A 25,412-nucleotide genomic window follows, 5' to 3' on the forward strand; every position below is an offset into this window, starting at 1 on the left:
GTGCATCATGTTGTCGAGAGCATCGCATCGTCTGCTGCCGCGATGCGAAGGTCCGCTCGGTAAGGGAATTCGGCCGCCGATGCCAGCACCTGACCCTATATCGGCGCAGTCGCTCTGGTGCATCGCGCCGGGGCGCTACGAACTGCGAACGGGCATGCTGGCCGAACCGGAAGCCGACCTGCTGACCGTGCGGGCGCTGGCCTCCTGCGTCAGTCGCGGCAGCGAGCGCCTGGTGCTGCAGGGCGATGTCCCGGAAAGCGAATTCCAGCGGATGCGGGCGCCGTTCCAGCAGGGGGAATTCCCGTTCCCCGTGCAATACGGCTACCAGAGCGTCGGTGTTGTCGAAGCCGGTCCAGATGCGCTCAGGGGGCGCAAGGTATTCTCCCTCCATCCGCATCAGGACGTCTATCGCCTTCCCGCCTCGGCCGCGGTGGCGGTGCCCGACGACATTCCTCCGCAGCGGGCGGCGCTCGCCGCGAACATGGAAACGGCGCTGAATGCGATGTGGGATGCGGGTGCGGGACCCGGCGACCGGATCACCATTGTCGGCGGCGGCGTGGTCGGCCTGATGCTGACGGCACTCGCGGCGGGTCTCCCGGGCGCGGACGTGACGCTGGTGGACGTGCGGCCCGAGCGGGCGGGCGTCGCGGCGGCATTCGGCGCGCATTTCGCGTTGCCGACCGAGATTGGCGACGATGCCGACATCGTCTTCCACACCAGTGCAAGCGCCGACGGCCTGCAGACCGCGCTGGCGGCGGGAGGCTTCGAAGCGAAGATCGTGGAGGTGAGCTGGTACGGCGCGCGCGCAGCGACGGTCGGACTGGGCGGCAGCTTCCACAGCCGGCGCCTGCGCCTGATCGGTTCGCAGGTCGGCGCGGTTTCGCAGGAGCGCCGGCCACGCTGGTCTCATTCTCGCCGGCTCGCCAAGGCGCTCTCCCTGCTCGCCGATGCGCGTTTCGACCGGTTGATCACGCACCGCGTGCCGTTCGCGCAGGCCCCTGCGCGACTGCCGCAACTTTTGAATGACGAGCCGGACGCCCTGGCGATCCTGCTCACCTATGATTGATGGCAAGCAGGAGGCTGGCGATGTTCTGTGTGGAAGTCCGCGATCGCATCATGATCGCCCATTCGCTGCCCGATGCGTTCTTCGGCCCGGCGCAGGGCATGCATGGCGCGACATTCGTGGTCGATGTCGCCTTCTTCCGCGAAATGCTGACGGCGAAGAACGTGGTGGTCGATATCGGCGCCGCGCTCGACGTCCTGAAGCAGACCCTGCGGCCGCTCGCCTACCAGAACCTCGACGCGCTGCCGATGTTCGCCGGCAAGCTCACGACGACCGAATTCATTGCCAAGCACATCTTCGATGCAATCGCCGCGGCCGCCCGCGACGGTGCCCTGGGCGAAGACGGGCAGGGGTTGGCGAGGATCCGCGTCACCCTGCATGAAACCGACCTCGCGCGCGCCAGCTATGAGGGCAATATCGCTTGAAGGATTTTGCGTTCGCAATTCCCGGCGATCTCGGCCTTCCCACCGGCGGCTATGCCTATGATCGACGCGTCATGGCGGAATGCCGGCGTGCCGGTTGCAATGCGATGCATCTGGCCCTGCCGGATGGATTTCCGTTTCCCTCGCCGGAGGCGCTCGCGCGCAGCGAGGCCCTTCTGCATGCCCTGCCGGCGGGGCAGGCGGTGCTCGTCGATGGGCTTGCCATGGGCGCGCTGCCGCCCGAGACGCTGCGTGAGCTCCGTCGTCCGTTGGCGGCGCTCATCCATCATCCGCTCGCCCTGGAAACCGGGCTGAACGCGGTGCAGCAGGCACATCTGCTCGCAAGCGAGCGTGCGGCACTCGCTGAAGCGACGGCGGTGATTGCCACTAGCCCCACGACCGCCCGGCTGCTGGTACGGGACTATGCGGTCGGCCGGGAAAAGCTCGTCGTCGCGGTGCCGGGCACCGAGCCGGCCGCGCGGGCGAGGGGCACGTCGACGCCGACGCGCATCCTCGCAGTCGGCGCGGTAGTCCCGCGGAAGGCTTATGACGTGCTCGTCGAAGCGCTGGATGCCCTGCGTTCTCGAGACTGGATTTGCCATATCGTCGGTGCAACGCACCGCGACCCCGGGGAGCCTCATGCGCTGCGAGCCCGGATCACGGCGCGCGGACTGGCGGACCGGATCGTCCTGACCGGCGCAGTCCCCGATGCGGCGCTGGAAGGCGAGTATGACGCGGCCGATATTTTCGTCTCCGCTTCCCTGTTCGAGGGCTACGGCATGGTGCTGACCGAAGCCGTCGCGCGCGGCTTGCCGATTGTGGCGACCCGCGCCGGCGCCATTGAGGAAACCCTGCCGCCGGATACGGCGGTGCTGGTCTCCCCGGGCGATGCCGGTGGCCTCGCCGAGGCCATCGGCCGATTGCTGGACGAACCGCACCGGCGCCGAATGATGGCGGACACGGCGTGGGAACAGGCGCACGCGCTGCCGAGATGGCCGGAGACGGCAGCTATCGTCATGGCGACCATGCGGGACATCTCGGGATGAGCGGCTTCGATCCCGGCTGGCTGGCGCTGCGCGAGCCGATCGACCATGCTGCCCGCAACCGAGAGGTCGAGGGCATGGTCCGCGAGCATTTCGCGGAGCGGACTTCGCTCACGGTCGTCGATCTGGGCTGCGGCACCGGCTCCAATCTGCGTGCACTCGCGCCGTCCCTGCCGCCGTGGCAGCACTGGCATCTCGTCGATGGCGACGCCGGGCTTCTTGTGGAGGCGCGACGCAGCCTCGCCACCTGGGCCGACGGCGCGCGCGATACCGATCATGGGATCCAGCTCGACAAGGACGGTCGCCGGATCCGCGTCAGCTTCGAATGCGCCGACCTGACGGCGCGGGATCTGCATTTCAGCGAAGTCACCCCGGATCTGGTCACGGCGGCAGCGCTGTTCGACCTGGTTTCGCTGGGATGGCTGGAGCGTCTCGTTGCTGCCTGCGCCCGGCGCCGGGTGCCCCTCTACGCCGTGCTGAACTATGACGGTCTGGCCAGGTGGCGACCCGGGTCATCGCTCGACGAGCGCATCGTGGCCGCCTTCAACCGACACCAGCGCAGCGACAAGGGCTTTGGGCCAGCACTTGGCCCCACCGCGAGCGGCGCTTTCTCCACGCTGCTTGCCAAACATGGCTATCGCAGCTGGCAGGGAGACAGCCCCTGGCGGCTGGAGGCTGGCGACAGGTCGCTCGTCGGGGCCCTCAGTGCCGGCTTTGCCACCGCCGCGGCCGAAATCGAACCCGAAATGACGGATGCCTTCACGGCCTGGGCGTGTGAACGAGCCAACGCCGGGGAGGTGATGATCGGACACAAGGATATCTTCGCCGTGGCTTGAGGGCGGGACGCCGTCCTCAAGCCACTCAGTCGAGGGGCCACATGCGCCGCAGCAAACCGTCACGCTTTACGAAGCGATGAAACAGCGCCGCCGCGACATGGACCAGCGCCAGAATGCCCAGAAACTGCGCCAGCAGGCCGTGCACGCCAAGGATCTTGTTCGCCAGTTGCTCATTGGCCGGCAGGATGCCCGGCAGATTGAACAGACCGAAGAGATTCAGCGCCGGATACGCGGAAATCCCGGCCCAGCCGAGCACCGGCACGATCAGCAGCAAAAGGTAAAGCAGATGATGCACGGCGCCGGAGGCGATGCGCTCCAGCGGCGTCAGCGTCGCCAAAGGCGATGGCGCACCGCGCCTGACCCGGACAAAGATGCGCAAAACGATCAGCCAGAGCACGATGAAGCCTGCCAGCTTGTGCAGATCGTATAGCTGTCCCGTCAGCGCATCGAAATTTGTCGCCTCACCGCGAGCGACCATATAGAGCCCCAGCGGAACCAGACAGACGACGAAGGCGGCGACGGTCCAATGCAGCGCGCGCGCCGCGAAACTGTAGCGCGCAGCCGAGGCCTGCGCGCTGACGGCTGTATCAGGCGTCATCAAGGGTCCCCCCGTCGGCATCGCTGCGCAAGTCGCAATCGTAAACGACGTTCCCATCGTCCAACAAATACGGACGGGCGCGAGGATGTAGCGCATCGCACAGATTGTCGATCGGTCGGAGGTCGAGGGCGGAACGCCCGGAGCCCAAGATCATCGGAGCGAGGCAGATGTGCAATCGATCGACCATGCCGGCGTCGATGAAGCGGGAGATCGTCGCCGCTCCGCCTTCGATCAGAATCCTGTGATGGCCGCGCGCCGCCAGCGCCGCGACCAGCTTTGCAGGCTCGAAGACGTCCGGCTCGAGATCCGTGCCGATACGCTCGACCGTTTCCGGCCATCCTGTCGGATTTTCCGAGAAAACGATGCGATAGCAACCATCCTGGCGCAGCCACTTGGAATCGCGCGAGGAGCGGCCGCTGCGATCGATCACGACCCGTGTCGGGCTGCGGCCTTCGACGCGCCGCGTCGTCAACTGGGGATCGTCGGCCAGCACCGTGCCGACGCCAACTACGACGGCATCGACCAGCGCGCGCAATCGATGCAGGTGGTCGAGTCCAGCAAAGCCGTTGATATTTCTTGATTTTCCTGTCGGTGTTGCGATGCGGCCGTCGAGCGACTGACCAATTTGCGCAATGATGAAAGGTTTGGGGCCGGGACGTCGCAGCAAGGGCTCGTAGAGAGCGGTCAGGGGATCAGCCAGCATTTCAGTCGCTCCAGGGCACCCGCCCGCTGCTCGACGAGGAGAGGCCAGACGTGCTTGAACGCGTGGCGCGACGTGAAATTATGCCTTTCATACATTACATCCGCCATGGAATTGCGATTGATCTCCTGCCGCGGCGTGAAATGAGTGGACCTGTCCCAATGTCGACACGCAACGCCGTTTCTCGCGGGATGCTAGGCTTGTTTGGCGAGCGGGACCAGACGTCGGTTGAGCGCGGTTGGCCCTGCTGCTCCCGGCCGTCCTGACCGCTCCGACCTCGTCGGAGATCGCGCAACCCCTGCCGGCAATTGCGACAGGGGTTGCCAGTGTGGTGCTCCCGATTTTGGGCCGGCCAGCGCCGGAACGTTCGGGAAAACCGTATCAAATCACCCCGTCAGGTAACTCGTCAGTATATCGGTAACAATTATCTTGCGTTCCTTGAGCCATAAAGGGTCGGCGAAATCGCGCTGGAACATGCTGCCGAGCGTGTAGCGATTGGAGACGTGGACGAAACACAGGCCCAGGATCGAGACGTAAAAATTCTCCGCGTCGATTTCCTTGTGGAACACGTGCTCTGCCTGGCCCCGTTTGAGGATCGTCCGCAGGGAATCGAGCAAGGGTTGCGTCATATCCGGGATGGTGGCCGATCGCTTGGCCATGCTGCCCATCATGAGGTTCTCGTTCATGATCAAGCGAACGAAGTAAGGATCTGTACTGAGGAAGTCGAATGTGAGCTCGATGAGTTGCCGCATCGCGGAGATGGGGTCGGCATTGGTTACGTTGAGCGTCTTTTCACGATCGCGAATGATCTTGTAGGAGGCCTCCAGAGCCGCCAGATACAGATCGTCCTTATTGCCGAAATAGTGATAGATCATGCCGACATTGACGTCGGCCGTGCCCGATATGCGGTCAATGCGGCTGCCGCTGTAGCCGTGCTCGGCGAATTCGGCCATCGCGACGTCCAGGATGCGCTGGCGCGTCGCGGCGGCGTTGCGCTTGGGCGCACGGCCGCGCGCCGGCGTCACCACGGGCTTGGCACCCGGCGGTTCCGTCGCGGTCTCGGTGGTGTCCGGCAAGAGCGTCTTCATGTGTCCTCGGACGATATCACGACGATTCAGCCAGGTGCGGAACCGCCGATATAGAAGCGAACGTGTTCGCGGCGAAGTCCAGCAGGTCGATATCCCTGCCACGCCGCGCCATGATCGACAGGCCGATCGGCGCTCCCTCAACGGTGCCGATGGGGATGGTCAGTTGCGGCAGTCCGCCGAGGCCGGCCGCGCAGAGCAGTGCCATGGTGCGTCGGCGATAGTCGACCTCCACCGCATCCGACGCCGTGCCGCGGAGCGGCGCGATGCAGGGCGAGGTGGGCAGGCACAGCAGATCGCGCTCGCCGATGCGCCCGGCGAGCTGGGCGGCGATGGCGTCGGCCTCGATGCGGGCGACAGCCGCGACCTCCGGCGTGACCCTGGAGGCGACCTCGAACCGCTCGCCGACACCCTTGCCGAACACCGGGCGATGCAGCGCGATCCAGTCGCCGAGCGACGCCCAGATCTCGCTGGCCTGCACCACGCGGAAGCTCTCCAGCCACGAGTCCATCCCATCCGGCGCGAGCGTTCTATGAGCGCGGGCGCCCAGTTGCGCCTCGATCAGGTCGAGGCCGGTCTCCAGCGCGGTGCGCACGCTCGCGTCGGCACGGGCAAAGGCATCGTCCAGCACGATCATGCGCTCGAAGCCATGCCCCGACGCGCCGCCCAGCAGCACCTCGCCGACGCGCTTCAGCGTCGAGGGATCGCGGGCGAACCAGCCGATGGTGTCGAAGCGCGGGGCGAAGCGGGAAACGCCGTCGAGCGGGATGCGGCCATGGGTCGGGCGAAGGCCGAACAATCCGCAATAGCTCGCCGGCACCCGCACCGAGCCGCCGCAATCGGTGCCGAGGGCAAAGTCCACCAGCCCGCCGGCGACCGCGACCGCCGAGCCGCTGGAGGAGCCGCCGGGCAGGCGGCTCGGGACGCGGGGGTTGGTCGGCGTGCCGTAATGGACGTTCTCGCCGGCGATGGAGTAGCAAAGCTCGTCGCTGATGGTCCGGCCGGCGAGATCGGCGCCGGCGTCCAGCAGGCGGGTGATGGCACTTGCCGTCCGGATCGCGGGCGGGTGGGATTCCAGCCAGGCGGGATGTCCGAAGCCGGTGCGGCTGCCTTCGACATCGAATACATCCTTCGCCGCGAAGGTGAGGCCGCGCAGCGGCCCTTGCGCGGCGCCGGCACGGGTGACGTTGTTGTCGCGGCAGAACGCGCCGAGCGGATCATCCGACATGTCAGGCTCTCAGTTCGGCCGATGGATCGTCGCGGCCGGGCGGGAGACGGTGCGGCGGCCGCGCTTGTAGGCGAACAGCACGGGGGCTAGTTCGGCCACCGCCTCTTCGGTCTTTTCGCAATCCAGCACCACGAAGTCGGCCGACTTGCCGACCGCTATGCCGTAGTCGTCGGCATTGATCAGCTTGGCGGAACGCTCGGTGATCATGTTGAAGCACTCGCGAATGTCGCTGGTGGCACCGATGTGACAGATGTTGGCGTTGAGATTCGCCATGCGGATCAGCGAGCAGTCTCCGAACGGCGTGAACGGGTTCAGGACGTTGTTGGTGGACAGCGAACAATTCACGCCGTGGTGCAGCAGTTTGTGAGTGTGGGTCACGCCACGCGTATGGTTGCACTCATGGTCGCGGCCCATCAGGAACAGGTCGGTGGAGGGCAGCACGGTGAGGGCGACGCCGGCACCGCTCATGCGCCGCGCGGCGGCTTCAAAGCGCTCCGGGCTGGCGGCCGCCAACTTGGTGACGTGGCCGATGGCGGTGCGCCCGCCCCAGCGATAACGGTCGGCAAGTTCGCAGACATAGTCGAGGTCCAGCGTCTCGGCGGTCGGGCCGAAGTCGAGATGCATGTCGATATTGGCATCGAATTCGCGCGCCATGGCGAACACCCGGTCGATCTGGCCGTGCGGGTCGCTGTCGGTATAGGGAGCGGCGCCGACCACCCGCGCGCCGCGCCGCAGCGCCTCGGTCATCAGCTCGTCGGTGCCGGGATTGTTGAGCAGGCCTTCCTGCGGGAACACGCAGATCTCGATATCGACTGCCCAGCGATAATCCTCGATCAAAGGCAGCACGCCCTCCAGCCCGCGCAGGCTGATGCCGGGATCGACCTCCAGCTGGGTGCGGATGCGCGTGGTGCCGTTGGCGATGCACTTTTCCAGCGTGCGCTTGCCGCGCTCATAGACGTCCTCGGGTGTAAAACCCTTCTTGGCCTTGGCGACTTCGGCGATGGCCTCGGGCAGATCGCCGCGCTGGGCGTGGCAGCGGTCGAGGATGCAGGATTTGTCGAGGTGCAGATGCGTCTCGACGAAGCCCGGCGACACCAGCCGCCCGCCGACATCGAGCTCCTCGCCCTCCGCCGCCAGCGACGGCTCGAGGGCGACGAAGCGGCCGCCCTCGACGCCGAGGTCGACGGTGCGCTCCGGCGCATTGGGGAGGCGGGCATTCCTGACAATCAGATCCATTTCTCGTCACTCCTGCTGCGGGCCGAGCCTTCAGGCGGCCGCGCGCCGCCATAGGTTTTCCGAGGCGAGCTGCGCCTCAGCCATGATCGCCGCCTCGTCGATGCCCACCGTGCCGCCGTCGCGTACGCGAAGCACGCCATCGACGATGACATGACGGACATTGCTCCCCTGCCCGCAATGGACGAGGTTGCCCAGCGGGTCGATCAGCGGCACGAAACTCGGCCGGTCGATGTGCATCAGCACGATGTCGGCCTTCTTGCCGGGATCGAGCGAGCCCAGTTCCTCGCCGAGCCCGAGCGCCCGGGCGCCATTGATGGTGGCCATGGCGAACACGTCCTCCGGCTGCCAGTCCGGCGCGACCGTTCCGGTCTGCAGCCGCCCGATGCAGAGCGCCCAGCGCATCGCCTCGACCATGTCGCCCAGGAGATTATCGGTCGCGAGTGCCAGATTGGCGCCCGCGTCGCGCAACCGGCGCGTCGGCGCCATCATGCCGCCGCCGGCATTGCCCTTCGGCACATGGGCGACATTGATGCCGGCAGCGCCGGCGCGGGCGATATCGCCGTCGCTCATCACGATGCAATGCGCGGCGATGAGGGGGCTGTCGAGCAACCCGACATCGTCCAGCAACTCGGTCGGGCTCATCCCGTCGCGCTCGCGGATGAGATCGACTTCAAGCTGGCTTTGGGAGAGATGTGTCGAGACCGGAAGCCCATGGCTTTGGCTCGCCGCCTGAATTTCCCTGAGGAAGTCGCGCGAGCAGGTGTCCGGCGCATGGGCACCTATGACCACCTTCGCCCGGCCGTCGAACGCGCCGTCATAGCGCTCGGCAAGGGCCAGGCAGGCATCGAGCGAGCGGCGGCCGATGCCGGCATCGTAGGTCCAGATGCCCTGCGAGACCGTGGCGAAGTCAACATCGTGGATGCGGTCGCTGGCCACGACCCGAAGGCCGAGTTCCGCCATCGCCGGCAGCGTATGTTCGACATGGACATACATGTCGTTGATGAGGGTGGAACCGAATTTCAGCGATTCCAGCGCGCCGAGCCGCGCCAGAGCGACGGCTTCCTCGGGTGTGATGGTGTGGCCCTGCGGTACGCCTTTTGTATAGGCCGGCGCGAAGCCCATATCCTCCGCCGTGCCGCGCATCAGCGACAGTACGGAATGGGTGTGGACGTTGAGCAGGCCCGGCATGGCGAGCAGCCCCCGGCCGTCGATCGTCGTGGCGGCCGATGGAGCCGGCGCGCCGTCCATCGGCTCCACCAGCGCCAGACGGTTGCCGGAGGTGCCGATGCGCCCGCGCGTGATCACGGGCCGGACCGGGTTGCCGGTCAGGATCAGCACATCCTCGATAAGGATGTCGAGTGCGGGTGCCGTCGGCATGTCCGGCATTCAGATGCCCACCGGCATGCCGGGGACCGCCAAGGTCGCCTGCCGTGCCGCGTCCATGGCGGCGATATCGGCCGGGGTGAAGGGGCGGGGGCCTTCCGAGAAATGTGCGGACACCCAGCCGAACATGTAGTCGTCCATGCCGATCAGCGGTGCCACCATCTGGGAGCGGGTACCGAATTCGCGCACCAGTGCGGGCGGCGGCGCCATGTCCGGGTCGGCGAAGACATCCTCCTGCAGCAGGGGGCGGCGGTTCCTCTCGATCCAGCGGACGCTGCGCGCCCGGCGGTGGTCGATGGAGGCATTGTGCAGCATGGAGGCCGCGCCGGGCGCGAGCACTTCGATGCATGGTGTGTTCACGCTCAGTCCCAATGCCGGATGGTCGATGCGCACGGTGCAGCGCATCGCCCGCATCGCGCTCATCAACCGGCCGAGAATGTCGGCCAGCGCGGCGGCCATGGCGGGAGGCGCCTCGCTCATGGATGGGCTCCTTGTGCCAGTTCGATGCGGCCCTGGGCGAGGCCGACGCAATAGTGCTTCACGAACGGCTCCAGGGCGGCGAGGGCCGCCTTGCGCGGGGCGTTCGCGGCGAAGATCTCCTGAGCGCGGTGGTTCAGCTTTCGACGCAGCTCGGCATAGTCGAGCGTGGTCAGCCGGCCGCCCTCGACGACGATGCGCCCGCCGACCATCACCTTGTCGATGCTGCGGCCTTCTTCGGCAAAAACGAGTTGATAGAGCGGGTCGTTGAAAGGCGTAAAGTTCACCGACGTGATGTCGAGGAACACCAAATCCGCCGCCAGCCCCGGCGCGATGTCGCCGATCACGTCCTGCATGCCGAGCGCACGGGCGCTCCCGCGGGTCGCCATCTCGAACGCATCGCGCGGCGTCAGCCAATCGTCGGGATCGAAGGAGGCCGTGCGCGAAAGGTAGCAGGCGAGCCGCATCGTCTCGAACAGGTTCTGGTGGTCCGAGCAGCTGCAGGCGTCGCTGCCGATGCCGACGTCGATACCGGCCGCGCGCATGGCGGGCACGTTCGCGATGCCGCTGCCCAGCCGGAAATTGCTCGACGGATTGTGCGCGACGCAGGCACCGCGCCGGGCCAGTATCTCGATGTCGCGCTCGTCGAGCCAGATGCCGTGCGCGGCGGTGAAATGGCGCCCGAGAATGCCGAGCGCATCGAGATGGGCGGTCAGGCTCCTGCCATAGCGCGCCATACCCGCGATCGCCTGGATCTTCGATTCCGCGAGATGGGCGTGGATGCCGGCGCCGTGCTTTTCCGCGAGGTCGCGGCAGCCGGTCCAGAAGCCGTCGGAACAGTGCAGCGGGATCGTCGGCGCCAGAGCCGGACGCACGACGGAGCGGTCGAACGGCCATTCCGCCAGCATGGTGTCGCAGGCGCTGAGCGAGGTGTCGCTCGGTGCCGTCACGATGGCGTCCACCGTTGTGCGCAATTCGGACGGCAGTGCGTCGCGAAGTCCCGGTATGGCCTGCCAGAAGGAGCGGTCCGCCATCATCGGCGCCACCACGGCGCGCATGCCGGCGTCGGAAAAGCCGGCGGCCGTCGCGTACATGCCTTCCGGCGTTGGCGCCGGCAGTTCCAGCACGAGATCGTAGCAGGCGGTGCAGCCCTTCAGCAGCATCTCCGCCGCGGAAGCCTGTGCCAGCAGGTAACGGTCCTCGAACCGCTGTCCGCCGCCGGTCCACGGGCCGTTGTGCAGATGAAGCTCCAGCGTCCATGAGCGCGAGATGCCCCGGGCGATGGCGAGGTGACTATGGGTATGCGCGTTGACCAGTCCCGGAATGATGAGCCGGTCCGTGGCGTCGAGAGGCTCGGCGTCTTCCGGCACCGGCGAGCCGGGCGGCCCGACCTCGGCTATCCGGCCGTCGATGACCAGAATATCGGCGGGACCGATCGCGCCGTCCGAGGCGCGCGCGACAAGGCCGCCCTTGATTGAGAGTGGACGCCGCCCAGCGCTCATCGAACATCTCCGGCGGGCAGCACGATGCAGTCGTCGAGGTTGAACCCGAGCATGATCTCGCTGCCCGGCGCCGGCATGGCGCGTCCGACGTTCTTTTCCAGGGACTGGACCAGCGTGCCGTCGCTCAGCCGTGCCCAGATGCGCAGATCCGCTCCGACCGCGTCGATGTTCTCGACCCTCGCCGTCAGACGGGTGCCATCCTCCGTGATCGCGGCGTCGGTAACCGCCAGCCGCTCCGGCCGGATGCACAGCGTGACGGCACCATCCGCCGCATGGCTGATCGCCGGACCGGCGAGCCGGACCGCGATGTCGCCCACGGACGTCGCCACCATCCCGGCATCCGCGGAGACGCGTGACAGCGTGCCGGCGATCCAGTTGGCATGGCCGATGAAATCGGCGGCGAACAGCGTCGCCGGGTTCTGGTACAGCCGCAGCGGCGTGTCGATCTGCTCGATGCGACCCCTGTTCATCAGCACGATGCGGTCCGCCAGGCCCATGGCCTCCTCCTGGTCGTGCGTCACGATGATGGACGTGCACTCGAAGGACGACAGGATGCTGCGGATCTCGCGCCGAAGCTGGAGCCGCAGCTTGGCGTCGAGGTTGGAGAGCGGCTCGTCGAGCAGCATGATGTCCGGCCGGGTGACGAGCGCACGCGCCAGCGCCACCCGCTGTTGTTGCCCGCCGCTGAGGGCGCTTGGCCGGCGCGCCTCCATGCCGGCGAGCTGAACCTGCTCGAGAATGGTCTTGATGCGCGGCTTGATCTCGCCGCGCGGCGTTCCCCGGTTCTTCATGCCGAACGCGATGTTCTCCGCCACGCTCATATGGGGAAACAGCGCGTAGTCCTGGAACACCAGGCCGACATTGCGCTCATAAGGCGGGCGACGCTCCATGTCGGCACCGCCGATAAAGATGCGCCCCTCGTCCGGCCGCTCGAAGCCGGCGATCATCCGCAGGGTGGTGGTCTTGCCGCAGCCGCTGGGCCCGAGCAAGGCGACGATCTCACCCTTGTTCACCTCGAACGTCACGTCGTTCACCACCTGGGTGGCGCCGAAGCTCTTGGTGATGTGCTGAAGTTCCAGAACGGCCATGGTCAGCGCCCGTAAACGCCGCGTCCGACGGCGGCATCGAGGCCGGCCAGCCGATCAAGCAGCACGATGATGAGAACCGTCGCAACGATGAAGATGACCGACAGCGCGGCGATGGTCAGATCGAGATTGGCGCGCATCTGCGCGAGGATCGCCACCGGCAGGGTGAAGGTGAAGGCATCCGACAGGAAAAGGCTGATGCCGACATCGTCGAACGAGGTGACGAAGCCGAAGATCGCGCCGGCGACGATGCCGGTACGTGCCAGCGGCAGCGTGATGTGCAGCAGGGCGCGCCATGGCCGTGCGCCGAGGCTAAGCGCGGCTTCGTAATAGCTGGCGCGAATGCCCACGAGCGAGGCGGCCGTGGTCCGCATCACATAGGGAAAGGTGATGAGCACATGGCCCATGATGAGCCGTGGCAGGCCATCGATGATGCCGAGCCGGCTCGCGAACATCAGGATGCCGAACCCAAGAACGACGTTGGGGACGACGAGCGGCGAGAGCAGCATGGCCTGCAGCGCGGCCCGGCCACGAAAGCGCGCCCTGTCGAGCCCGACGGCAGCCAGCGTGCCGAGGACGGTGGATACAAGCGTGGCAATCGTCGCGACGATCAGGCTCGTCGCCAAGCCCTGATGATAATAGTCCTCGGCGATGAATTTCTCGTACCAACGCAGCGAGAAGCTGGTTGGAGGAAATGGCCCGACGAAGCTGCGCGCATCGAAGGACAGGATCACGGCGACCAGTACCGGGATCGCGGAAAACGCAATGAAGAGCGTCAGCAGCGTGAAGTAGACGATCTGGAAAGCGACGTCGCCGAGGCATTTGTTCATTTGCCGACGTCCTGCCATTGCGTGCGGACCAGATGCAGCAGCCCGTAGAAGATGCCGAGAGCGATCACCATCATCACGATGGACAGCGCCGCGCCGCTGGGAAAATTCGCGATCTCCGAAAACCGGAAATAGATCAGGTTGGAGACGAACAGGATGAAGCCCCGGCCGACCAGCATCGGCACCACGAGGTTGCTGATGCAGAAGGCGTAGCCGATGATGCCGGCCGAGAGGATGCCCGGCAGGCACATCGCCAGCGTGATCTGAAGGAAGGTCTTCCACTGCGGCGCGCCCAGCGACAGGGCGGCATCTTCAAGCCTCGGATTGATGTTCTGGATGGTGCCGATCAGGGTCAGGGCGACCAGCGGCATCGTGGTGTTGAGAAGGCCGAGCACGACCATCATCTCGGCGCCGTCCGGGCTCGATGCCGGCGTGCCGAGCAGGCGCCCGAACCCGGCCAGGGGTCCCAGTGGGCCGAAGGTCATCGCGATCGCATAGATGCGCACGATGAGGCTGAGGAACAGAGTGCCGATCAGCGAGGCGATCAACACGCGGCGCAGGGTTGGTGCTGCCCGGCGGACGATGAAGTGCGCCATCGGGAAGCCGAGCACGAGCGCCAGCACGGTGCTGATCAGCCCGATCCTGAACGTGTCGAGGAAATAGCGCGCATATTCCGGGCCTGCGAGATCGGCATAGTTCGCCAGCGTCATCGCGGCATTGTCGTCGCCGCCGAGGCGACCGGCGACATGCGGCTTGAAGCTTTCGAGCAGCAGCACGACAAGCGGACCCAGAAGCAGCGGCAGGATGACGATCAGCGCCGGCCACAAGAGCGATCCCGTCAGGCTCGGACGCTTCATCCCCGTAAGCACCATTGCGGGTCTCACCCGCGCCGAACCAGCGGGACGATTTCCTTTTCCCAGCGCGTATTCCACTCGTTCATGACTTTGCCGAGATAGGCGAAGTCGGCGAAATAGGCGTATTTCGCCAGTTCGTCGGGGGCGTAGTACCAGCCGTCGAGCATCGGGTTCGTCTTGGCGCTCGGCTGGGTCGGGCCGGAGCCGAGATTCATGTTGTACAGCTCGTTCATCTTCGGTTCGGCGAAGAAATTGGCGAACTCGAACGCCGCTTTCTCCGGTGCCCCCTTCAGGACGCAGAAGCCTTCATTGTAGAGGAAGCCTTTGTTGTCGGGCATCCGGTTCTTGATCTTGACCGGAAAATTCTTGGCGGTCGCGAACCAGCCGCCGTTGTTCCAGAAGCCGACCGAATATTGTCCGGTCGCCATGGCGTTGATATATTCCGAATTGCTGGTGCAGATTTCGCCGATCTGTCCCTTGGCGGCGAGTTCCTTGACGAAGTCCCAGCCCGCCTCGGCGTTCTTCTCGGTTCCGCCACGCTGGATGGCGCAGCTGACGATGAACAGGCCGGTGAGGTTGATCGGGTAGGGTACGCAGAGCTTGCCCTTGAACTCCGGCCGCAGCAGGTCCTCGATGGAATCGAAGCCGCCCGGCAGCAGGTCCTCGCGATAGCCCCAGAAGGCACCGGCCGTGCTGAGCGGGATGCTCATCTTCTGGCCCTTGGCGTTTTTCTGGATGAACTGGTCCGGGATGGTGGCAAGGTTGGTGACGATGCTCTCGTCCACCGGCAGCAGCCAGTCCTCGGCGATCATCGCGCGGAACACCGGATCCCAGACCGAGAGCACATTGTATTGCGTGTTGGGCCAGGTCGCCTTGATCTTGGCGACGACGGCGGCGGCGCCGCCGGAGTGCAGTTCCCAGGCGACCTGCGTGTCGTGGGTTTCCTGGTACTTGGCGAGGATCTGCTTGGACACGTCGATCCACTGCGCGCCCCATTGCACCACCAGCAGCCGGTCGGCGGCGCGCGCCGGGGTGATGAGGCCGGGAGCGAGCAGGCCGGTGGCGGCGAGGCCGGAACCCGCCAGCGCGGCACGCGTGAATGTTCTGCGGGTCATCGACGACATGCCAGCTTTCCTTGCATCTGCCTGCGTTGCGACGGTGCGGAATCCGCGGCCTGCAAGCCGCTGGATTTCTATTTAATCAAGTATTTATTTAATTAGTGTGTGGCGGCGAACTGCCGGCGTAAAGGCGATAAATTCGCCACGATCAATTTCTATAAAGAATTGATATTAAATGATATAACTTGCAATTGGGGCGCAGGGCGATCAGTTTCGGGGCGTCTCTGCTCAATAATCGCCCAGCGCCGGTGCAGGCTGCGCTGGATCTAGTGGCTGGTTTCCAGCAGCGCCTTCAGCGCCGCCTCGCCGGTCAGGCGGTTGTGTTCGACGAGCCGTTCGGCGAGGTCGAGCCGGGCTCCGGCGCGAAAGGCGACCATGATCCCCTCATGCTCGACGAAGGACGCATCGAGCCGTGCCGGATTCTCGTTCACCACCAACCTCAGCCGCAGAATCCGCTTCTGGAGATTGTCGTAGGTCTGCAGCAGCAGCGGGTTCCTGGTCGCGCTGGCCAGGCCGTGGTGGAATTCCTGGTTGAGTGCGGTGTAGGCGGCAGGATGTTCGCGCGTTTCGAGAGCGCCCAGCGCGGCATGCACGCGCTCGAGATTGGCCCGGTCCTCCACCGTTGCCCGCACGGCGGCAAGAAGCCCGATCTGCTGCTCGATGCCGCCCTTCAGCTCGAAGACATGGCCGATCTCGACCGGGTCGATCGGCGCAACGACCGAGCCGCGGTTTGGCCGCAGCTCGATGAAGCCTTCCGTCGCGAGCACCTTCAGCGCCTCGCGCAGCGGCGTCCGCGACACCTGGAAGCGTCGGCAGAGATCCGCCTCCGGGATGCGCGCGCCGCTGGATAGCTCGCCGTTCAGGAGCAGGGTGCGCAGTTTCCCGACGATCTGGCCATGCAGCGGGCCGTTTTCGAAACCGCCGGATTCGATGAGTACGGCGTCGTCGGCGTCGGTCTGCATAGGTTCAGGCCTCCGCTGTGGCCGGCGGCGCTGCGATCGTGCCGGAGAACATCGAACCGAAGCGTCCAAGGGCGGCCATCGGCATGTCCATCGCCCGCAGGCATCCCCAGAGCGTGAAGGAGACGGAATCGAACACCGGAATGCCCAGTCGCCGCTCTATCTCCGCGCCGACGAGCGCGCCGCGCATATTGGTGCAGATGATGATGATCGCCTGCGGCCGCGCCGCCGCCACATCCTCGCACATCGTCTCGATCTCGCGCTCGGAGACCTCGGCAAAGGAGAAATTGTCCGACAGCCCGCTGTGGCGCCGGGCGACGGTCGAGATGCCGATGGCGGCATAATTCTGCGCAATGCGGTCCTCGACATCGCCGGTGTAGGGCGAGACCAGCGCGATGCGCTCCATGCCGCGCTCCTTCAGCAGCCGGTTCAGGCTGAGGATGGCGCTGGTGGCGGCAACCCCCGTGCGATCCTCGATCGCCCGGCACAGACGCTCATCGGTATCGAAGCCGAGCCAGCTCGCCGCCGTGCCGTTCCACGCGATGATATCGGGCCGCGCGTCGGCGAGGAGTTCGGCCGCCGACAATATCGGCTCCAGCCGGAACTGCTCATTGGCATCGTCGTCGAGCGCGATGCGCGTGACCCTGAACCGGGCGAAATGCGCCGTCACCGAGGGAAACAGCGGCTGCAGCAGGGCGCTGGTGTAGGGCTCCAGCACCGTGTTCGAGGAGGGGGTCAGCATGCCGATAAGGCGCTTGGCTGGGATATCATTTTGCATGCAAAAATAACTCTTTGCTAAAGGAATTCCACCTCGAAACGGCAGCCTCCCCCCTTCCTAATTGCCACCGCCCGAGAGGGTGGCGCAAGTGGTTTCTCACGCCGGAGCCGTGTCGGGATGGCGACCCGAGCGTGATTTCATATACGGTTTATGCACAGCAATCGAGCGGTGCTTGGCGCGGCTTTCGGCAAAACGGGCTGGTTGGGTGGCGCGGGATGCCTAGAATTTGTCGTTTAAGTAAATACTTAATTGGTGCACGATCAGGCGATAATGAATTCAAAATTGCTATGGAGCTCCGCCATGCGCATCCCGGCCTTGCTGACAACCGTGCTTTCCGTCCTGCTGGTCGCGGCTTCGCCGAGCGTCGCCCAGGCGCCGGCGCCCACTGACATGAAGACCTTCCGCTACGCCTACCGCGTCGATCCGGCATCGCTCGACCCGCACGCGCTGGCCGAGACGTTCACGCTGTCCTGGCTCGGGCAGGTCTATGAGCCGCTGGTCGGCCGGGGCAAGAAGCTTGAGCTGGTGCCGGCGCTCGCCACCAAATGGGAGCAGCCCGAACCGAATGTCTGGCGGTTTCACCTGCGTCAGGGCGTCAAGTTCGCAGACGGGTCCCCCTTTACCGCCGACGACGTCGTCTTCTCGCTGCAGCGCGTGAAGAAAGACGGCTCCGACATGGCCTACACGGTCGCCTCGGTCACGGAGATCCGCAAGGTCGACGACTTCACGGTCGATCTGGTGATGGCCAAGCCGAACCCGATCCTGCCGGTGCAGATCACCTCGACCTACATGATGAGCAAGGCCTGGGCCGAGAAGAACGGCGCCATCTCGCCCGCCAGCGTGAAGGCCAAGGTGGAGAATTTCGCCTCCAACAATGCCAATGGCACCGGCCCCTTCGCCATCTCCGCCCGGCAGGCGGGCGTGCGCACCGTCCTCGTGCCGAACGCCAATTGGTGGGGCGAGAAGCAGTCGAATGTCGACCAGGTCGTGTTCACGCCGATCCAGGCGGATACCACGCGGGTCGCCGCGCTTCTGTCCGGCGAGGTCGACATGATCTACCCGGTGCCTCAGCAGGACGCCGCGCGCATCGACGCCAGCGGCACCAACACCGTGCTCAAGGGCGCCGAACTCAGGACCATGTTCTTGAACATGGACCAGAAGCGCGACGAACTGATCGCCTCGGACGTGAAGGGCAAGAACCCGTTCAAGGACCTGCGCGTGCGCAAGGCGGTCTATCAGGCCATCGACATGACGGCCATTCGGGAACGGGTCATGGGCGGCACCTCACGCATTGCCGGCACGATGATCGCGCCGGGCATCAATGGCTACGACCCCAAGCTCGACGAGCGCTTCGCCTACGATCCCGATGCCTCCAGGAAGCTGCTGGCGGAGGCCGGCTACCCCAATGGCTTCTCCTTCGGCATGGATTGCTCGAACGACCGCTATGTGAACGATGAACGCATCTGCCAGGCCATCGTCGGCATGCTGGCGCGCGTCGGCCTCAAGGTCACGCTGAACGCCCAGACCCGGACCAAGTTCTTCGAGAAGGTGCTGGCGCGCGACACCTCGTTCGCCATGCTCGGCTGGCAGCCGCTGAGCTATGACGCCCACTCGACGCTCCAGGACGTCATGAACACGCCGGTGGACAAGGTCGGCACCTACAATGTCGGCAATTACTCCAACCCCAAGATCGACGCGCTGACCACGCAGATCGAGACCGAGATCGATCCCGCCAAGCGCTCGGCCCTCATCTTCGAGGCCATGACGCTCGACAAGGAGGATTACGGCCACATCCCACTGCACCAGGCCGGTCTCGCCTGGGGCGTGCGCAAGGGCGTCAATGTCGTGCTGCGCTCGGACGACAGCCTCGAGCTGAAATGGGTGACGCTCGACTGAACCGGATCGCGAGGGCGCGCCATGAGCTTTCTGCTGAACAGACTTGGGCAGACCATTCTCGTCCTGCTTGTGGCGGCCTTCGTGAGCTTCGCGCTGTTCCGCTATGTCGGAGATCCCGTGAACAACATGGTGGGACAGGCGGCGAGCCTGGCGGATCGCGAGGCGATCCGTACCGCTCTCGGCCTCGACGATCCCGTCATCGTGCAATTCGGCCGCTTCCTAGGGAGTGCCCTGCACGGCGATTTCGGCATCTCCTACAGATTTGGCCAGCCGGTCTCCCAGCTCCTGGTGGAGCGCTTTCCCGCGACGCTTGAGCTCTCGTTGGTGGCGATGATCCTCGCCACCGTTGTGGGCATCCCGCTCGGGGTCTGGACCGCGCTTCATCGCGGGAGCTGGATGGCGCAGTTCCTGCTCGCCGCCTCGCTGATCGGCGTGGCGCTGCCCACCTTCCTGATCGGCATCGTGCTCATTCTGGTGTTCTCGGTGTGGCTGGGCTGGCTGCCCTCGTTCGGTCGCGGCCAAGTGGTGTCGGTCGGCGGCTGGACCACCGGGCTTCTCACCTGGAGCGGCCTGAAGGCGCTGGTGCTGCCCAGCGTGACCCTCGGCGTCTTCCAGCTCACGTTGATCATGCGCCTGGCGCGGGCGGAGATGCTGGAAATCATGCGCTCGGATTTCATCCGCTTCGCTCGGGCGCGCGGTCTCCGGCCGCGCACGATCGAATACGGCCACGCCTTGCGCAACACGCTGGTGCCGGTGGTGACGATCGTCGGGCTGCAATTCGGCAATGTCTTCGCCTTCTCGATCATCGTCGAGACCGTGTTCCAGTGGCCCGGCCTCGGCCTTCTCGTTATTCAGGCGATCCAGTTCGCCGACGTGCCTCTGCTCGCCGCCTATCTGGTGCTGATCGCCTTGTGCTTCGCGGTCATCAATCTCGCGGTCGATATCCTCTACGCCTCCATCGATCCCCGCGTGCGGGCCGCCGGCATGGGGCGAGGCGCGACATGAGTGCTGCTGGACAGGGGATTGGTGCCCGCTGGGCCGGGGTGCGGGCGGTCTGGTGGGACGGCGATCTGGCATATCGCTTCCGGCGCTCGCCGCTCGCCATGCTTTCCGCGCTGGTCACGCTCCTCCTGGTCGCTGCCGCGCTCGGCGCCGATGTGTTCGCGCCGTTCGACGCGTTCGACCCGGCAAGCGCGAACGTCATCGATGCGCGGCTGCCGCCGGGCAGCGTCGGCATCTATGGCGACTTTTACCTGCTCGGTACGGATCCGCAGGGCCGCGACATGCTGTCCGCCATGATCTACGGCCTGCGAACCTCGCTGATCGTCGGCCTCTCCAGCGTGGCACTGGCGGCGGTGGCCGGCGTGCTGCTCGGCCTTCTCGCGGGTTATTTCGGCGGCATGATCGATGCGTTGATCATGCGCATCGCCGACGTGCAGCTGAGCTTCCCCGCCATCTTGATCGCGCTGCTGATCGACGGCATCACCCGCACCGTGCTCGATCGCGCCACCCATGAGCAACTCGCCATTCCCATCCTGATCGCGGCCATCGCGGCGTCGTTCTGGGTGCAATATGCCCGCACGGTGCGAAGCCTCGTGCTGGTGGAGCGCGGTCGGGAATATGTCCTTGCTGCCAAAGTCACGGGCGTCAGCACGCCGCGCATTCTCCTCTCGCACATCCTTCCCAATGTGGTCGGGCCGGTGCTGGTCATCGCGACGATCAATCTGGCGCTCGCGATACTCACCGAGGCGACGCTGTCCTTCCTCGGCGTCGGCATCCCCTCGACCCAGCCCTCGCTCGGCTCGCTGATCCGGATCGGCAACGAGTTCATCTTCTCCGGCGACTGGTGGATCAGTGCCTGCCCGGGGATCCTGCTTGTCGTGCTGTCGCTCTCGGTGAACCTCTTCGGTGACTGGCTGCGCGACGCGCTCAACCCGAAGCTTGCCTCATGAGCGCGCTGCTCGACGTTCAGAACTTGCGGGTCGAGATTGCCTCCCGCGCCCGCGCGCTGGTGGCCGTCGACGACGTGTCGTTCTCCATTGCCGAGGGTGAGATTCTCGGCGTGGTCGGCGAATCCGGCGCGGGAAAATCGGTGACCGGCACGGCGATTCTCGGTCTGCTCGAGCGTCCCGCCTACATGGCCGGCGGGCGCATAATCTTCGCCGGTGCGCGCATCGACGATCTGCGCGGCGAGAAGATGCGGGCGTTGCGCGGCCGCCAGATCGCTGCCGTGTTCCAGGACCCGCTGACCAGCCTCGATCCCTTGATGACGATAGGCCGGCAGCTTGTCGAGACGATGCTGACCCACCTGCCGATCTCGCGGGCACAGGCCGTCGAGCGCGCCCAGCTCCTGCTCGCGGAAGTGGGAATCCCGGCACCGCGCGAGCGGCTGGACTGCTATCCCCACGAACTCTCGGGCGGCATGCGCCAGCGGATCGTGCTCGCGCTGGCGTTCTCGTGCGAGCCGCGCCTCATCATCGCGGACGAGCCGACCACAGCGCTCGACGTGTCGATCCAGGCGCAGGTTCTCGACCTGCTCAAGCGCATGTGCCGCGAGCGTGGCACGGCGGTGATGCTGGTGACGCACGACATGGGCGTCATCGCCGAGACCGCCGACCGGGTCGCGGTGATGTATGCCGGCCGCCTGGTCGAGATCGGCCCCACCGCCGACCTGCTGCGGGCCGCCGCCCATCCCTATAGCCGGGGTTTGATGGCCTCGATCCCCACCATGCGGCGGCGGCGGGATGACGAGTTGTTGCAGATTCCGGGGGCGATGCCACGGTCGGATGCGCCGGTGGCGGGCTGTGCCTTTCACCCTCGCTGCCCGCAGGCGCTGGAGCGTTGCCGGACGGAACGCCCGCCCGGCTTCGTCGCGGGTGCCTCGCTCGCGGCCTGCTGGCTGGTCGATAGCGCTGCGGCCGCGCTGCCGGAGGGCCGGCCGTGAGCGCGCCCGGCACCATCCTGTCGGTGGACCGTCTCACCGTGCGCTTCGACGCATCGCGGCCTTTGCTGTCCCGCCTGCTCACGCGCAGCGGCCGGCGCACCGTTCACGCGGTCGAGGAGGTCGATTTCGAGATCGAGAGGGGGACGACATTCGCGCTGGTGGGTGAATCCGGCTGCGGGAAATCGACGATCGCCCGCACCATCGCCGGAGTGCAGCGCCCGACCGGGGGCAGCGTGTCGTTCATGGGCATCGATGTCGCCGGTTTCCGTACCCGGCATGCCTCCATGCCGTATCGCCGCAATCTGCAGATGATCTTCCAGGATCCGTATGCCAGCCTCAACCCGCGCTGGCGGGTCGGGCGCATCGTTGCCGAACCGATCGTCACGCACGGGTTGCTGAAGCGCGGCCAAGAGCTGGATCGTCGGATCGAGGAATTGCTCGTTACCGTCGGCCTCGCGCCGAGCGACGCACGCAAATTCCCGCATCAGTTCTCCGGCGGACAGCGCCAGCGCATCTCCATCGCCCGCGCGCTGGCCTCGAACCCGGCTTTCATCGTCTGCGACGAGCCGACCTCCGCGCTCGATGTTTCCGTGCAGGCGCAGATCCTCAATCTGATGCGCAAGCTGCAGCGCGAACGCGGGCTGTCCTATCTGCTGATCTCCCACAACCTCGCCGTCGTTGCCCACATGGCCGACAGCATCGGCGTGATGTATCTCGGCAGGCTGGTGGAGCGCGGGGAGGCGGCGCAGATCCTCGATACTCCGCAGCACCCCTATACGCGCCTGCTGCTCAACACCGTGCCGGATCCTCATGCTCCGCGCGCGCAGGGGTCCGCCGGTGCGCGGCCCCGGCTTTCCGGTGAGGTGCCGAGCCCGCTATCCCCGCCCTCCGGCTGCGCCTTCCATCCACGCTGCCCGTTCGCGAACGCGCGGTGTGCCCGCGAAATCCCCTCGCCGATCCCGGTTGGAAAAACCTGGGTCGCCTGCCACGCGGTCGAAGAAGCGCGACTTCCGCCGTCTGCACCGAACCTGCGCGATTGTCTGACCAGCACCGGAGATGCCGCGTGAAGAAAACCATTGTCGGCTGCCTGGCTCTCATCGGCGAGGCGGCCCATCCCTCGGAGGGGCTCGTGGACATCGAGATCGAGGGTCGGCTCATTGCCGACATCCGGCCTCATGGCATCCGGGTGCCTGAGGGTGAGGTGATCGCCGGCGAGCGGATGCTGGTCGCGGCCGGGCTCATCAACGGCCATCACCACAGCCATGAGGGCTTCTACAAGGGACGCAAGGACAATCTGCCGCTCGAGCTCTGGATGAATTATGTGCGTCCGCTCAAGCCCATAGAGCTCACGCCGCGCGAGGTCTATCTGCGCACCATGATCGGGGCGATCGAGGCGGTGCGCAGCGGCACCACCACCCTCTGCGACGACACCAACCAGAGCCCCCGCATCCGCCCCGAGCATGTCGAACAGGTGTTCCAGGCCTATGAGGACATCGGCATCCGCGCCAATGTCGGCATCACGCTGTTCGACAGGCCGTTCTTCCGTGCCGTGCCGTTCGTCGACGAGGAGTTCCCGCCCGCGCTCCTTGCGGAGCTCGACGGCACCCGCATGTATACCGGTGCCGAACTGCTGGATTTTGCGCGGGGGCTCGCGCGCAGCCGGCACCCGTCACAGCATCGCGTCGCCTATATGGCCGCGCCCTCGGCGCCCCAGCGTTGCACGGAAGAGTTCCTGCTCGACGTCCGGCGCATGGCCGACGATTTCGACCTGCCATTGATGATCCACGTGCAGGAAACCCGGATGCAGGTGGTGACGGGCCAGATATTCTATGGCTCCACCATGGTCGAGTATCTCGACCGCATCGGCTTCATGAAGCCGAAGACCGCGTTCATTCACGGCATCTGGCTGAACCCGCGCGAGATCGACATCCTCGCCCGCACCGGCGTGACGATCCAGCACAACCCGCCCTCCAACCTCAAGGTCGGCTCCGGGCTGGCGCCGATCCGCGCGCTGCTCGACGCCGGCGTGAATGTCAGCATGGGCACGGACGGCTGCGGCTCCATCGAGGGCACCGACATGCAGAACGCGCTCTATCTCACCGCGCTGCTTCAGAAGCTGCGCGGCGAGCATGCCGGCTGGGTCGGCGCGAGCGAAGCGCTCTACGCGGCAACCATGGGCGGCGCCCGCGCGCTTGGCCGGAGCGAGGAGCTCGGTGCGGTCGAGGTCGGGCGCATCGCCGATCTGGTCGGCTACCGCCTGGACGCCATCCCCTTCGCGCCGCTTAACAATGCGGTGAACCAGCTGGTCTATGCCGCCGGCCGCGCCGAGGTGGATCTGGTGATGGTGGATGGCGAAGTGATTGAGCGCGACGGCAAGCTGACACGCATCGATGAGGCCGCGATCATCGGGGAGATCCAGGAAGCCCACGCCCGCATCGAGCCTCAGCTCTCCGCCTCGGAGGTCGATGTCGAGCGGATATCGCCGCATTACGAGCGGATCTTTCGCCGCTGCCAGTGCATGGACATCGCGGCCGACACCTATCCCGCCCGCTTCAGCCACTGATCATTTGCGAGGCTCCCATGACACGACCCGCCGACTTTCACGCCCGCGCAATCGCGGCACTCCATGACGCCAACGAGGCGGCATGGCGCGAAGCCGATGCCGAAGACGGCGTGCGTCATTTCACCCGCGCAACGCGCGCGTTGCTGGGCGATCCCGACGCCGCAATGCGCCCCGGCTCGCTGAAGCCGGGCGAAACGCAGTTCGTCGTCTCGGGGATTTTCTTCATCGCGCCCAGCCGCGATCACATGATCCTGTTTGCCGATAACGGCTTTCCCGCCACGCAGCGCTTTGCCCGCATCAGCGTCACCGACAGCCGGCCCGGCCACACGGTTCAGACCAGGCAGGCGGCCGTCGTCCCGAATACCGACGAAGACGCCATCTTCCGCCAGATACTGAGCTCCGGCCGCGTGGGCTGCTCAGTCTATGTCCCTGTAATGTGGAGGGGCGAGGTGATCGGCATGTTCAACACCGCCGCCCAGGCCCGCTACATGTTCGACGAAACCGACATGCGGGTGCAGAAACTGGCTGCGGCGCTCGCCGCTGGCGTATGGATGGGGCTGGGTGGCCCCGGCCTTGTCCGCGACGTCGCAGAATCCCTGGGTGAATGGGCCGGCTAGCGTGAGGCGGCGAGATGCAATCTTCGCCCAGCTTTCGAGCCGGGCATGGCTGCCGCGCGTTGCCCTGTCGATTGGAGGAACCATCGGGCGACGCGCGTGGTGTTCAATAGCTGGCACCGTGGTTGTCGACGGCGCGGTGGCAGGACGGCCAACCATCCCTCTCGGCAGATTGACGCCGTCCGCGATGGACGCGTTCCA

25 protein-coding genes are annotated in these 25,412 nt (G+C 65.9%); 11 read left to right on the top strand and 14 right to left on the bottom strand.

Going from position 1 to position 25,412, the window contains the following annotated elements:
- Nucleotides 1–79: 79 nt before the first annotated feature.
- The 4 genes from AC1RU4_RS22690 to AC1RU4_RS22705 are packed head-to-tail and all read left to right on the top strand — an operon-like array spanning nucleotide 80 to nucleotide 3,364.
- Nucleotides 80–1,066, top strand: coding sequence for a zinc-dependent alcohol dehydrogenase (locus AC1RU4_RS22690; RefSeq protein ID WP_492893479.1), 987 nt, complete (start codon nucleotides 80–82; stop codon nucleotides 1,064–1,066).
- A 20-nt stretch (nucleotides 1,067–1,086) separates the two neighbouring features.
- Nucleotides 1,087–1,488 carry a 6-pyruvoyl trahydropterin synthase family protein gene (locus AC1RU4_RS22695; protein WP_492893481.1) on the top strand — a complete coding sequence of 134 codons (402 nt, stop codon included), beginning with the start codon at nucleotides 1,087–1,089 and terminating at the stop codon, nucleotides 1,486–1,488.
- Nucleotides 1,485–2,531: a glycosyltransferase family 4 protein gene (locus AC1RU4_RS22700; protein ID WP_492893483.1), complete on the top strand. Its 1,047-nt coding sequence runs from the start codon at nucleotides 1,485–1,487 to the stop codon at nucleotides 2,529–2,531. The genes AC1RU4_RS22695 and AC1RU4_RS22700 overlap by 4 nt, the downstream gene beginning before the upstream one ends.
- On the top strand, nucleotides 2,528–3,364 hold the full coding sequence (locus tag AC1RU4_RS22705) for a class I SAM-dependent methyltransferase (protein WP_492893485.1): 837 nt from the start codon (nucleotides 2,528–2,530) through the stop codon (nucleotides 3,362–3,364). Before AC1RU4_RS22700 ends, AC1RU4_RS22705 begins: the two co-directional genes overlap by 4 nt.
- A 25-nt stretch (nucleotides 3,365–3,389) precedes the next feature.
- Here the strand turns inward: AC1RU4_RS22705 and AC1RU4_RS22710 are convergent, their stop codons facing one another.
- The 14 genes from AC1RU4_RS22710 to AC1RU4_RS22775 form a co-directional block, all read right to left on the bottom strand.
- Entirely contained in the window at nucleotides 3,390–3,962 is a 573-nt protein-coding gene (locus tag AC1RU4_RS22710) for a cytochrome b (RefSeq protein WP_492893487.1), read from the bottom strand.
- On the bottom strand, nucleotides 3,952–4,665 hold the full coding sequence (locus tag AC1RU4_RS22715; RefSeq protein ID WP_492893489.1) for a RibD family protein: 714 nt from the start codon (nucleotides 4,663–4,665) through the stop codon (nucleotides 3,952–3,954). The genes AC1RU4_RS22710 and AC1RU4_RS22715 overlap by 11 nt, the downstream gene beginning before the upstream one ends.
- A 383-nt stretch (nucleotides 4,666–5,048) precedes the next feature.
- On the bottom strand, nucleotides 5,049–5,750 hold the full coding sequence (locus AC1RU4_RS22720; protein WP_492893491.1) for a TetR family transcriptional regulator: 702 nt from the start codon (nucleotides 5,748–5,750) through the stop codon (nucleotides 5,049–5,051).
- Nucleotides 5,751–5,766: 16 nt separating this feature from the next.
- Nucleotides 5,767–6,975, bottom strand: coding sequence for an amidase (locus AC1RU4_RS22725; RefSeq protein WP_492893493.1), 1,209 nt, complete (start codon nucleotides 6,973–6,975; stop codon nucleotides 5,767–5,769).
- Between the two features lie 9 nt (nucleotides 6,976–6,984).
- The gene (locus tag AC1RU4_RS22730; protein ID WP_492893495.1) at nucleotides 6,985–8,211 is read right to left on the bottom strand and encodes an amidohydrolase family protein; all 1,227 of its coding nucleotides are present in this window, start codon (nucleotides 8,209–8,211) and stop codon (nucleotides 6,985–6,987) included.
- Between the two features lie 30 nt (nucleotides 8,212–8,241).
- A complete protein-coding gene (locus tag AC1RU4_RS22735; RefSeq protein WP_492893497.1) occupies nucleotides 8,242–9,588 on the bottom strand; it encodes an amidohydrolase family protein in 1,347 nt (448 codons plus the stop codon).
- A gap of 9 nt (nucleotides 9,589–9,597) precedes the next feature.
- The gene (locus AC1RU4_RS22740) at nucleotides 9,598–10,074 is read right to left on the bottom strand and encodes a GAF domain-containing protein (RefSeq protein WP_492893499.1); all 477 of its coding nucleotides are present in this window, start codon (nucleotides 10,072–10,074) and stop codon (nucleotides 9,598–9,600) included.
- Complete coding sequence (locus AC1RU4_RS22745) at nucleotides 10,071–11,573, bottom strand: amidohydrolase family protein (protein ID WP_492893501.1); 1,503 nt, start codon at nucleotides 11,571–11,573, stop codon at nucleotides 10,071–10,073. The genes AC1RU4_RS22740 and AC1RU4_RS22745 overlap by 4 nt, the downstream gene beginning before the upstream one ends.
- The gene (locus AC1RU4_RS22750) at nucleotides 11,570–12,661 is read right to left on the bottom strand and encodes an ABC transporter ATP-binding protein (protein ID WP_492893503.1); all 1,092 of its coding nucleotides are present in this window, start codon (nucleotides 12,659–12,661) and stop codon (nucleotides 11,570–11,572) included. Before AC1RU4_RS22750 ends, AC1RU4_RS22745 begins: the two co-directional genes overlap by 4 nt.
- Before the next feature lie 2 nt (nucleotides 12,662–12,663).
- Nucleotides 12,664–13,488 carry an ABC transporter permease gene (locus AC1RU4_RS22755; protein WP_492893505.1) on the bottom strand — a complete coding sequence of 275 codons (825 nt, stop codon included), beginning with the start codon at nucleotides 13,486–13,488 and terminating at the stop codon, nucleotides 12,664–12,666.
- Entirely contained in the window at nucleotides 13,485–14,357 is an 873-nt protein-coding gene (locus AC1RU4_RS22760; RefSeq protein ID WP_492893507.1) for an ABC transporter permease, read from the bottom strand. The genes AC1RU4_RS22755 and AC1RU4_RS22760 overlap by 4 nt, the downstream gene beginning before the upstream one ends.
- Nucleotides 14,358–14,365: 8 nt before the next feature.
- Nucleotides 14,366–15,463, bottom strand: coding sequence for an extracellular solute-binding protein (locus tag AC1RU4_RS22765; RefSeq protein ID WP_492893509.1), 1,098 nt, complete (start codon nucleotides 15,461–15,463; stop codon nucleotides 14,366–14,368).
- A 260-nt stretch (nucleotides 15,464–15,723) separates the two neighbouring features.
- The gene (locus AC1RU4_RS22770) at nucleotides 15,724–16,419 is read right to left on the bottom strand and encodes a GntR family transcriptional regulator (RefSeq protein WP_492893511.1); all 696 of its coding nucleotides are present in this window, start codon (nucleotides 16,417–16,419) and stop codon (nucleotides 15,724–15,726) included.
- A 4-nt stretch (nucleotides 16,420–16,423) separates the two neighbouring features.
- Complete coding sequence (locus AC1RU4_RS22775) at nucleotides 16,424–17,194, bottom strand: maleate cis-trans isomerase family protein (RefSeq protein ID WP_492893513.1); 771 nt, start codon at nucleotides 17,192–17,194, stop codon at nucleotides 16,424–16,426.
- A 300-nt stretch (nucleotides 17,195–17,494) separates the two neighbouring features.
- Between AC1RU4_RS22775 and AC1RU4_RS22780 the strand changes: the two genes are divergently transcribed.
- The 7 genes from AC1RU4_RS22780 to AC1RU4_RS22810 are packed head-to-tail and all read left to right on the top strand — an operon-like array spanning nucleotide 17,495 to nucleotide 25,214.
- Entirely contained in the window at nucleotides 17,495–19,090 is a 1,596-nt protein-coding gene (locus AC1RU4_RS22780; protein ID WP_492893515.1) for an ABC transporter substrate-binding protein, read from the top strand.
- A gap of 21 nt (nucleotides 19,091–19,111) precedes the next feature.
- On the top strand, nucleotides 19,112–20,095 hold the full coding sequence (locus AC1RU4_RS22785; RefSeq protein WP_492893517.1) for an ABC transporter permease: 984 nt from the start codon (nucleotides 19,112–19,114) through the stop codon (nucleotides 20,093–20,095).
- Complete coding sequence (locus tag AC1RU4_RS22790) at nucleotides 20,092–21,042, top strand: ABC transporter permease (protein WP_492893519.1); 951 nt, start codon at nucleotides 20,092–20,094, stop codon at nucleotides 21,040–21,042. The genes AC1RU4_RS22785 and AC1RU4_RS22790 overlap by 4 nt, the downstream gene beginning before the upstream one ends.
- Nucleotides 21,039–22,034, top strand: coding sequence for an ABC transporter ATP-binding protein (locus AC1RU4_RS22795; protein ID WP_492893521.1), 996 nt, complete (start codon nucleotides 21,039–21,041; stop codon nucleotides 22,032–22,034). Before AC1RU4_RS22790 ends, AC1RU4_RS22795 begins: the two co-directional genes overlap by 4 nt.
- Nucleotides 22,031–23,101: an ABC transporter ATP-binding protein gene (locus AC1RU4_RS22800; protein WP_492893523.1), complete on the top strand. Its 1,071-nt coding sequence runs from the start codon at nucleotides 22,031–22,033 to the stop codon at nucleotides 23,099–23,101. Before AC1RU4_RS22795 ends, AC1RU4_RS22800 begins: the two co-directional genes overlap by 4 nt.
- A complete protein-coding gene (locus AC1RU4_RS22805; protein ID WP_492893525.1) occupies nucleotides 23,098–24,597 on the top strand; it encodes an amidohydrolase family protein in 1,500 nt (499 codons plus the stop codon). The genes AC1RU4_RS22800 and AC1RU4_RS22805 overlap by 4 nt, the downstream gene beginning before the upstream one ends.
- A 17-nt stretch (nucleotides 24,598–24,614) precedes the next feature.
- On the top strand, nucleotides 24,615–25,214 hold the full coding sequence (locus AC1RU4_RS22810) for a GAF domain-containing protein (protein ID WP_492893527.1): 600 nt from the start codon (nucleotides 24,615–24,617) through the stop codon (nucleotides 25,212–25,214).
- Nucleotides 25,215–25,412 lie beyond the last annotated feature (198 nt).

The organism is Ancylobacter sp. GW821-FHT10E12 (genome assembly GCF_058809335.1).

What these genes read in the sequence shown, in the direction of transcription:
- AC1RU4_RS22690 (WP_492893479.1), top strand. Translation starts at nt 80, where the DNA reads ATGCCAGCACCTGACCCTATATCGGCGCAGTCGCTCTGGTGCATCGCG.
- AC1RU4_RS22695 (WP_492893481.1), top strand. Translation starts at nt 1,087, where the DNA reads ATGTTCTGTGTGGAAGTCCGCGATCGCATCATGATCGCCCATTCGCTG.
- AC1RU4_RS22705 (WP_492893485.1), top strand. Translation starts at nt 2,528, where the DNA reads ATGAGCGGCTTCGATCCCGGCTGGCTGGCGCTGCGCGAGCCGATCGAC.
- AC1RU4_RS22710 (WP_492893487.1), bottom strand. Translation starts at nt 3,962, where the DNA reads ATGACGCCTGATACAGCCGTCAGCGCGCAGGCCTCGGCTGCGCGCTAC.
- AC1RU4_RS22715 (WP_492893489.1), bottom strand. Translation starts at nt 4,665, where the DNA reads ATGCTGGCTGATCCCCTGACCGCTCTCTACGAGCCCTTGCTGCGACGT.
- AC1RU4_RS22720 (WP_492893491.1), bottom strand. Translation starts at nt 5,750, where the DNA reads ATGAAGACGCTCTTGCCGGACACCACCGAGACCGCGACGGAACCGCCG.
- AC1RU4_RS22725 (WP_492893493.1), bottom strand. Translation starts at nt 6,975, where the DNA reads ATGTCGGATGATCCGCTCGGCGCGTTCTGCCGCGACAACAACGTCACC.
- AC1RU4_RS22730 (WP_492893495.1), bottom strand. Translation starts at nt 8,211, where the DNA reads ATGGATCTGATTGTCAGGAATGCCCGCCTCCCCAATGCGCCGGAGCGC.
- AC1RU4_RS22735 (WP_492893497.1), bottom strand. Translation starts at nt 9,588, where the DNA reads ATGCCGACGGCACCCGCACTCGACATCCTTATCGAGGATGTGCTGATC.
- AC1RU4_RS22740 (WP_492893499.1), bottom strand. Translation starts at nt 10,074, where the DNA reads ATGAGCGAGGCGCCTCCCGCCATGGCCGCCGCGCTGGCCGACATTCTC.
- AC1RU4_RS22745 (WP_492893501.1), bottom strand. Translation starts at nt 11,573, where the DNA reads ATGAGCGCTGGGCGGCGTCCACTCTCAATCAAGGGCGGCCTTGTCGCG.
- AC1RU4_RS22750 (WP_492893503.1), bottom strand. Translation starts at nt 12,661, where the DNA reads ATGGCCGTTCTGGAACTTCAGCACATCACCAAGAGCTTCGGCGCCACC.
- AC1RU4_RS22755 (WP_492893505.1), bottom strand. Translation starts at nt 13,488, where the DNA reads ATGAACAAATGCCTCGGCGACGTCGCTTTCCAGATCGTCTACTTCACG.
- AC1RU4_RS22760 (WP_492893507.1), bottom strand. Translation starts at nt 14,357, where the DNA reads ATGGTGCTTACGGGGATGAAGCGTCCGAGCCTGACGGGATCGCTCTTG.
- AC1RU4_RS22765 (WP_492893509.1), bottom strand. Translation starts at nt 15,463, where the DNA reads ATGTCGTCGATGACCCGCAGAACATTCACGCGTGCCGCGCTGGCGGGT.
- AC1RU4_RS22770 (WP_492893511.1), bottom strand. Translation starts at nt 16,419, where the DNA reads ATGCAGACCGACGCCGACGACGCCGTACTCATCGAATCCGGCGGTTTC.
- AC1RU4_RS22775 (WP_492893513.1), bottom strand. Translation starts at nt 17,194, where the DNA reads ATGCAAAATGATATCCCAGCCAAGCGCCTTATCGGCATGCTGACCCCC.
- AC1RU4_RS22780 (WP_492893515.1), top strand. Translation starts at nt 17,495, where the DNA reads ATGCGCATCCCGGCCTTGCTGACAACCGTGCTTTCCGTCCTGCTGGTC.
- AC1RU4_RS22785 (WP_492893517.1), top strand. Translation starts at nt 19,112, where the DNA reads ATGAGCTTTCTGCTGAACAGACTTGGGCAGACCATTCTCGTCCTGCTT.
- AC1RU4_RS22790 (WP_492893519.1), top strand. Translation starts at nt 20,092, where the DNA reads ATGAGTGCTGCTGGACAGGGGATTGGTGCCCGCTGGGCCGGGGTGCGG.
- AC1RU4_RS22795 (WP_492893521.1), top strand. Translation starts at nt 21,039, where the DNA reads ATGAGCGCGCTGCTCGACGTTCAGAACTTGCGGGTCGAGATTGCCTCC.
- AC1RU4_RS22810 (WP_492893527.1), top strand. Translation starts at nt 24,615, where the DNA reads ATGACACGACCCGCCGACTTTCACGCCCGCGCAATCGCGGCACTCCAT.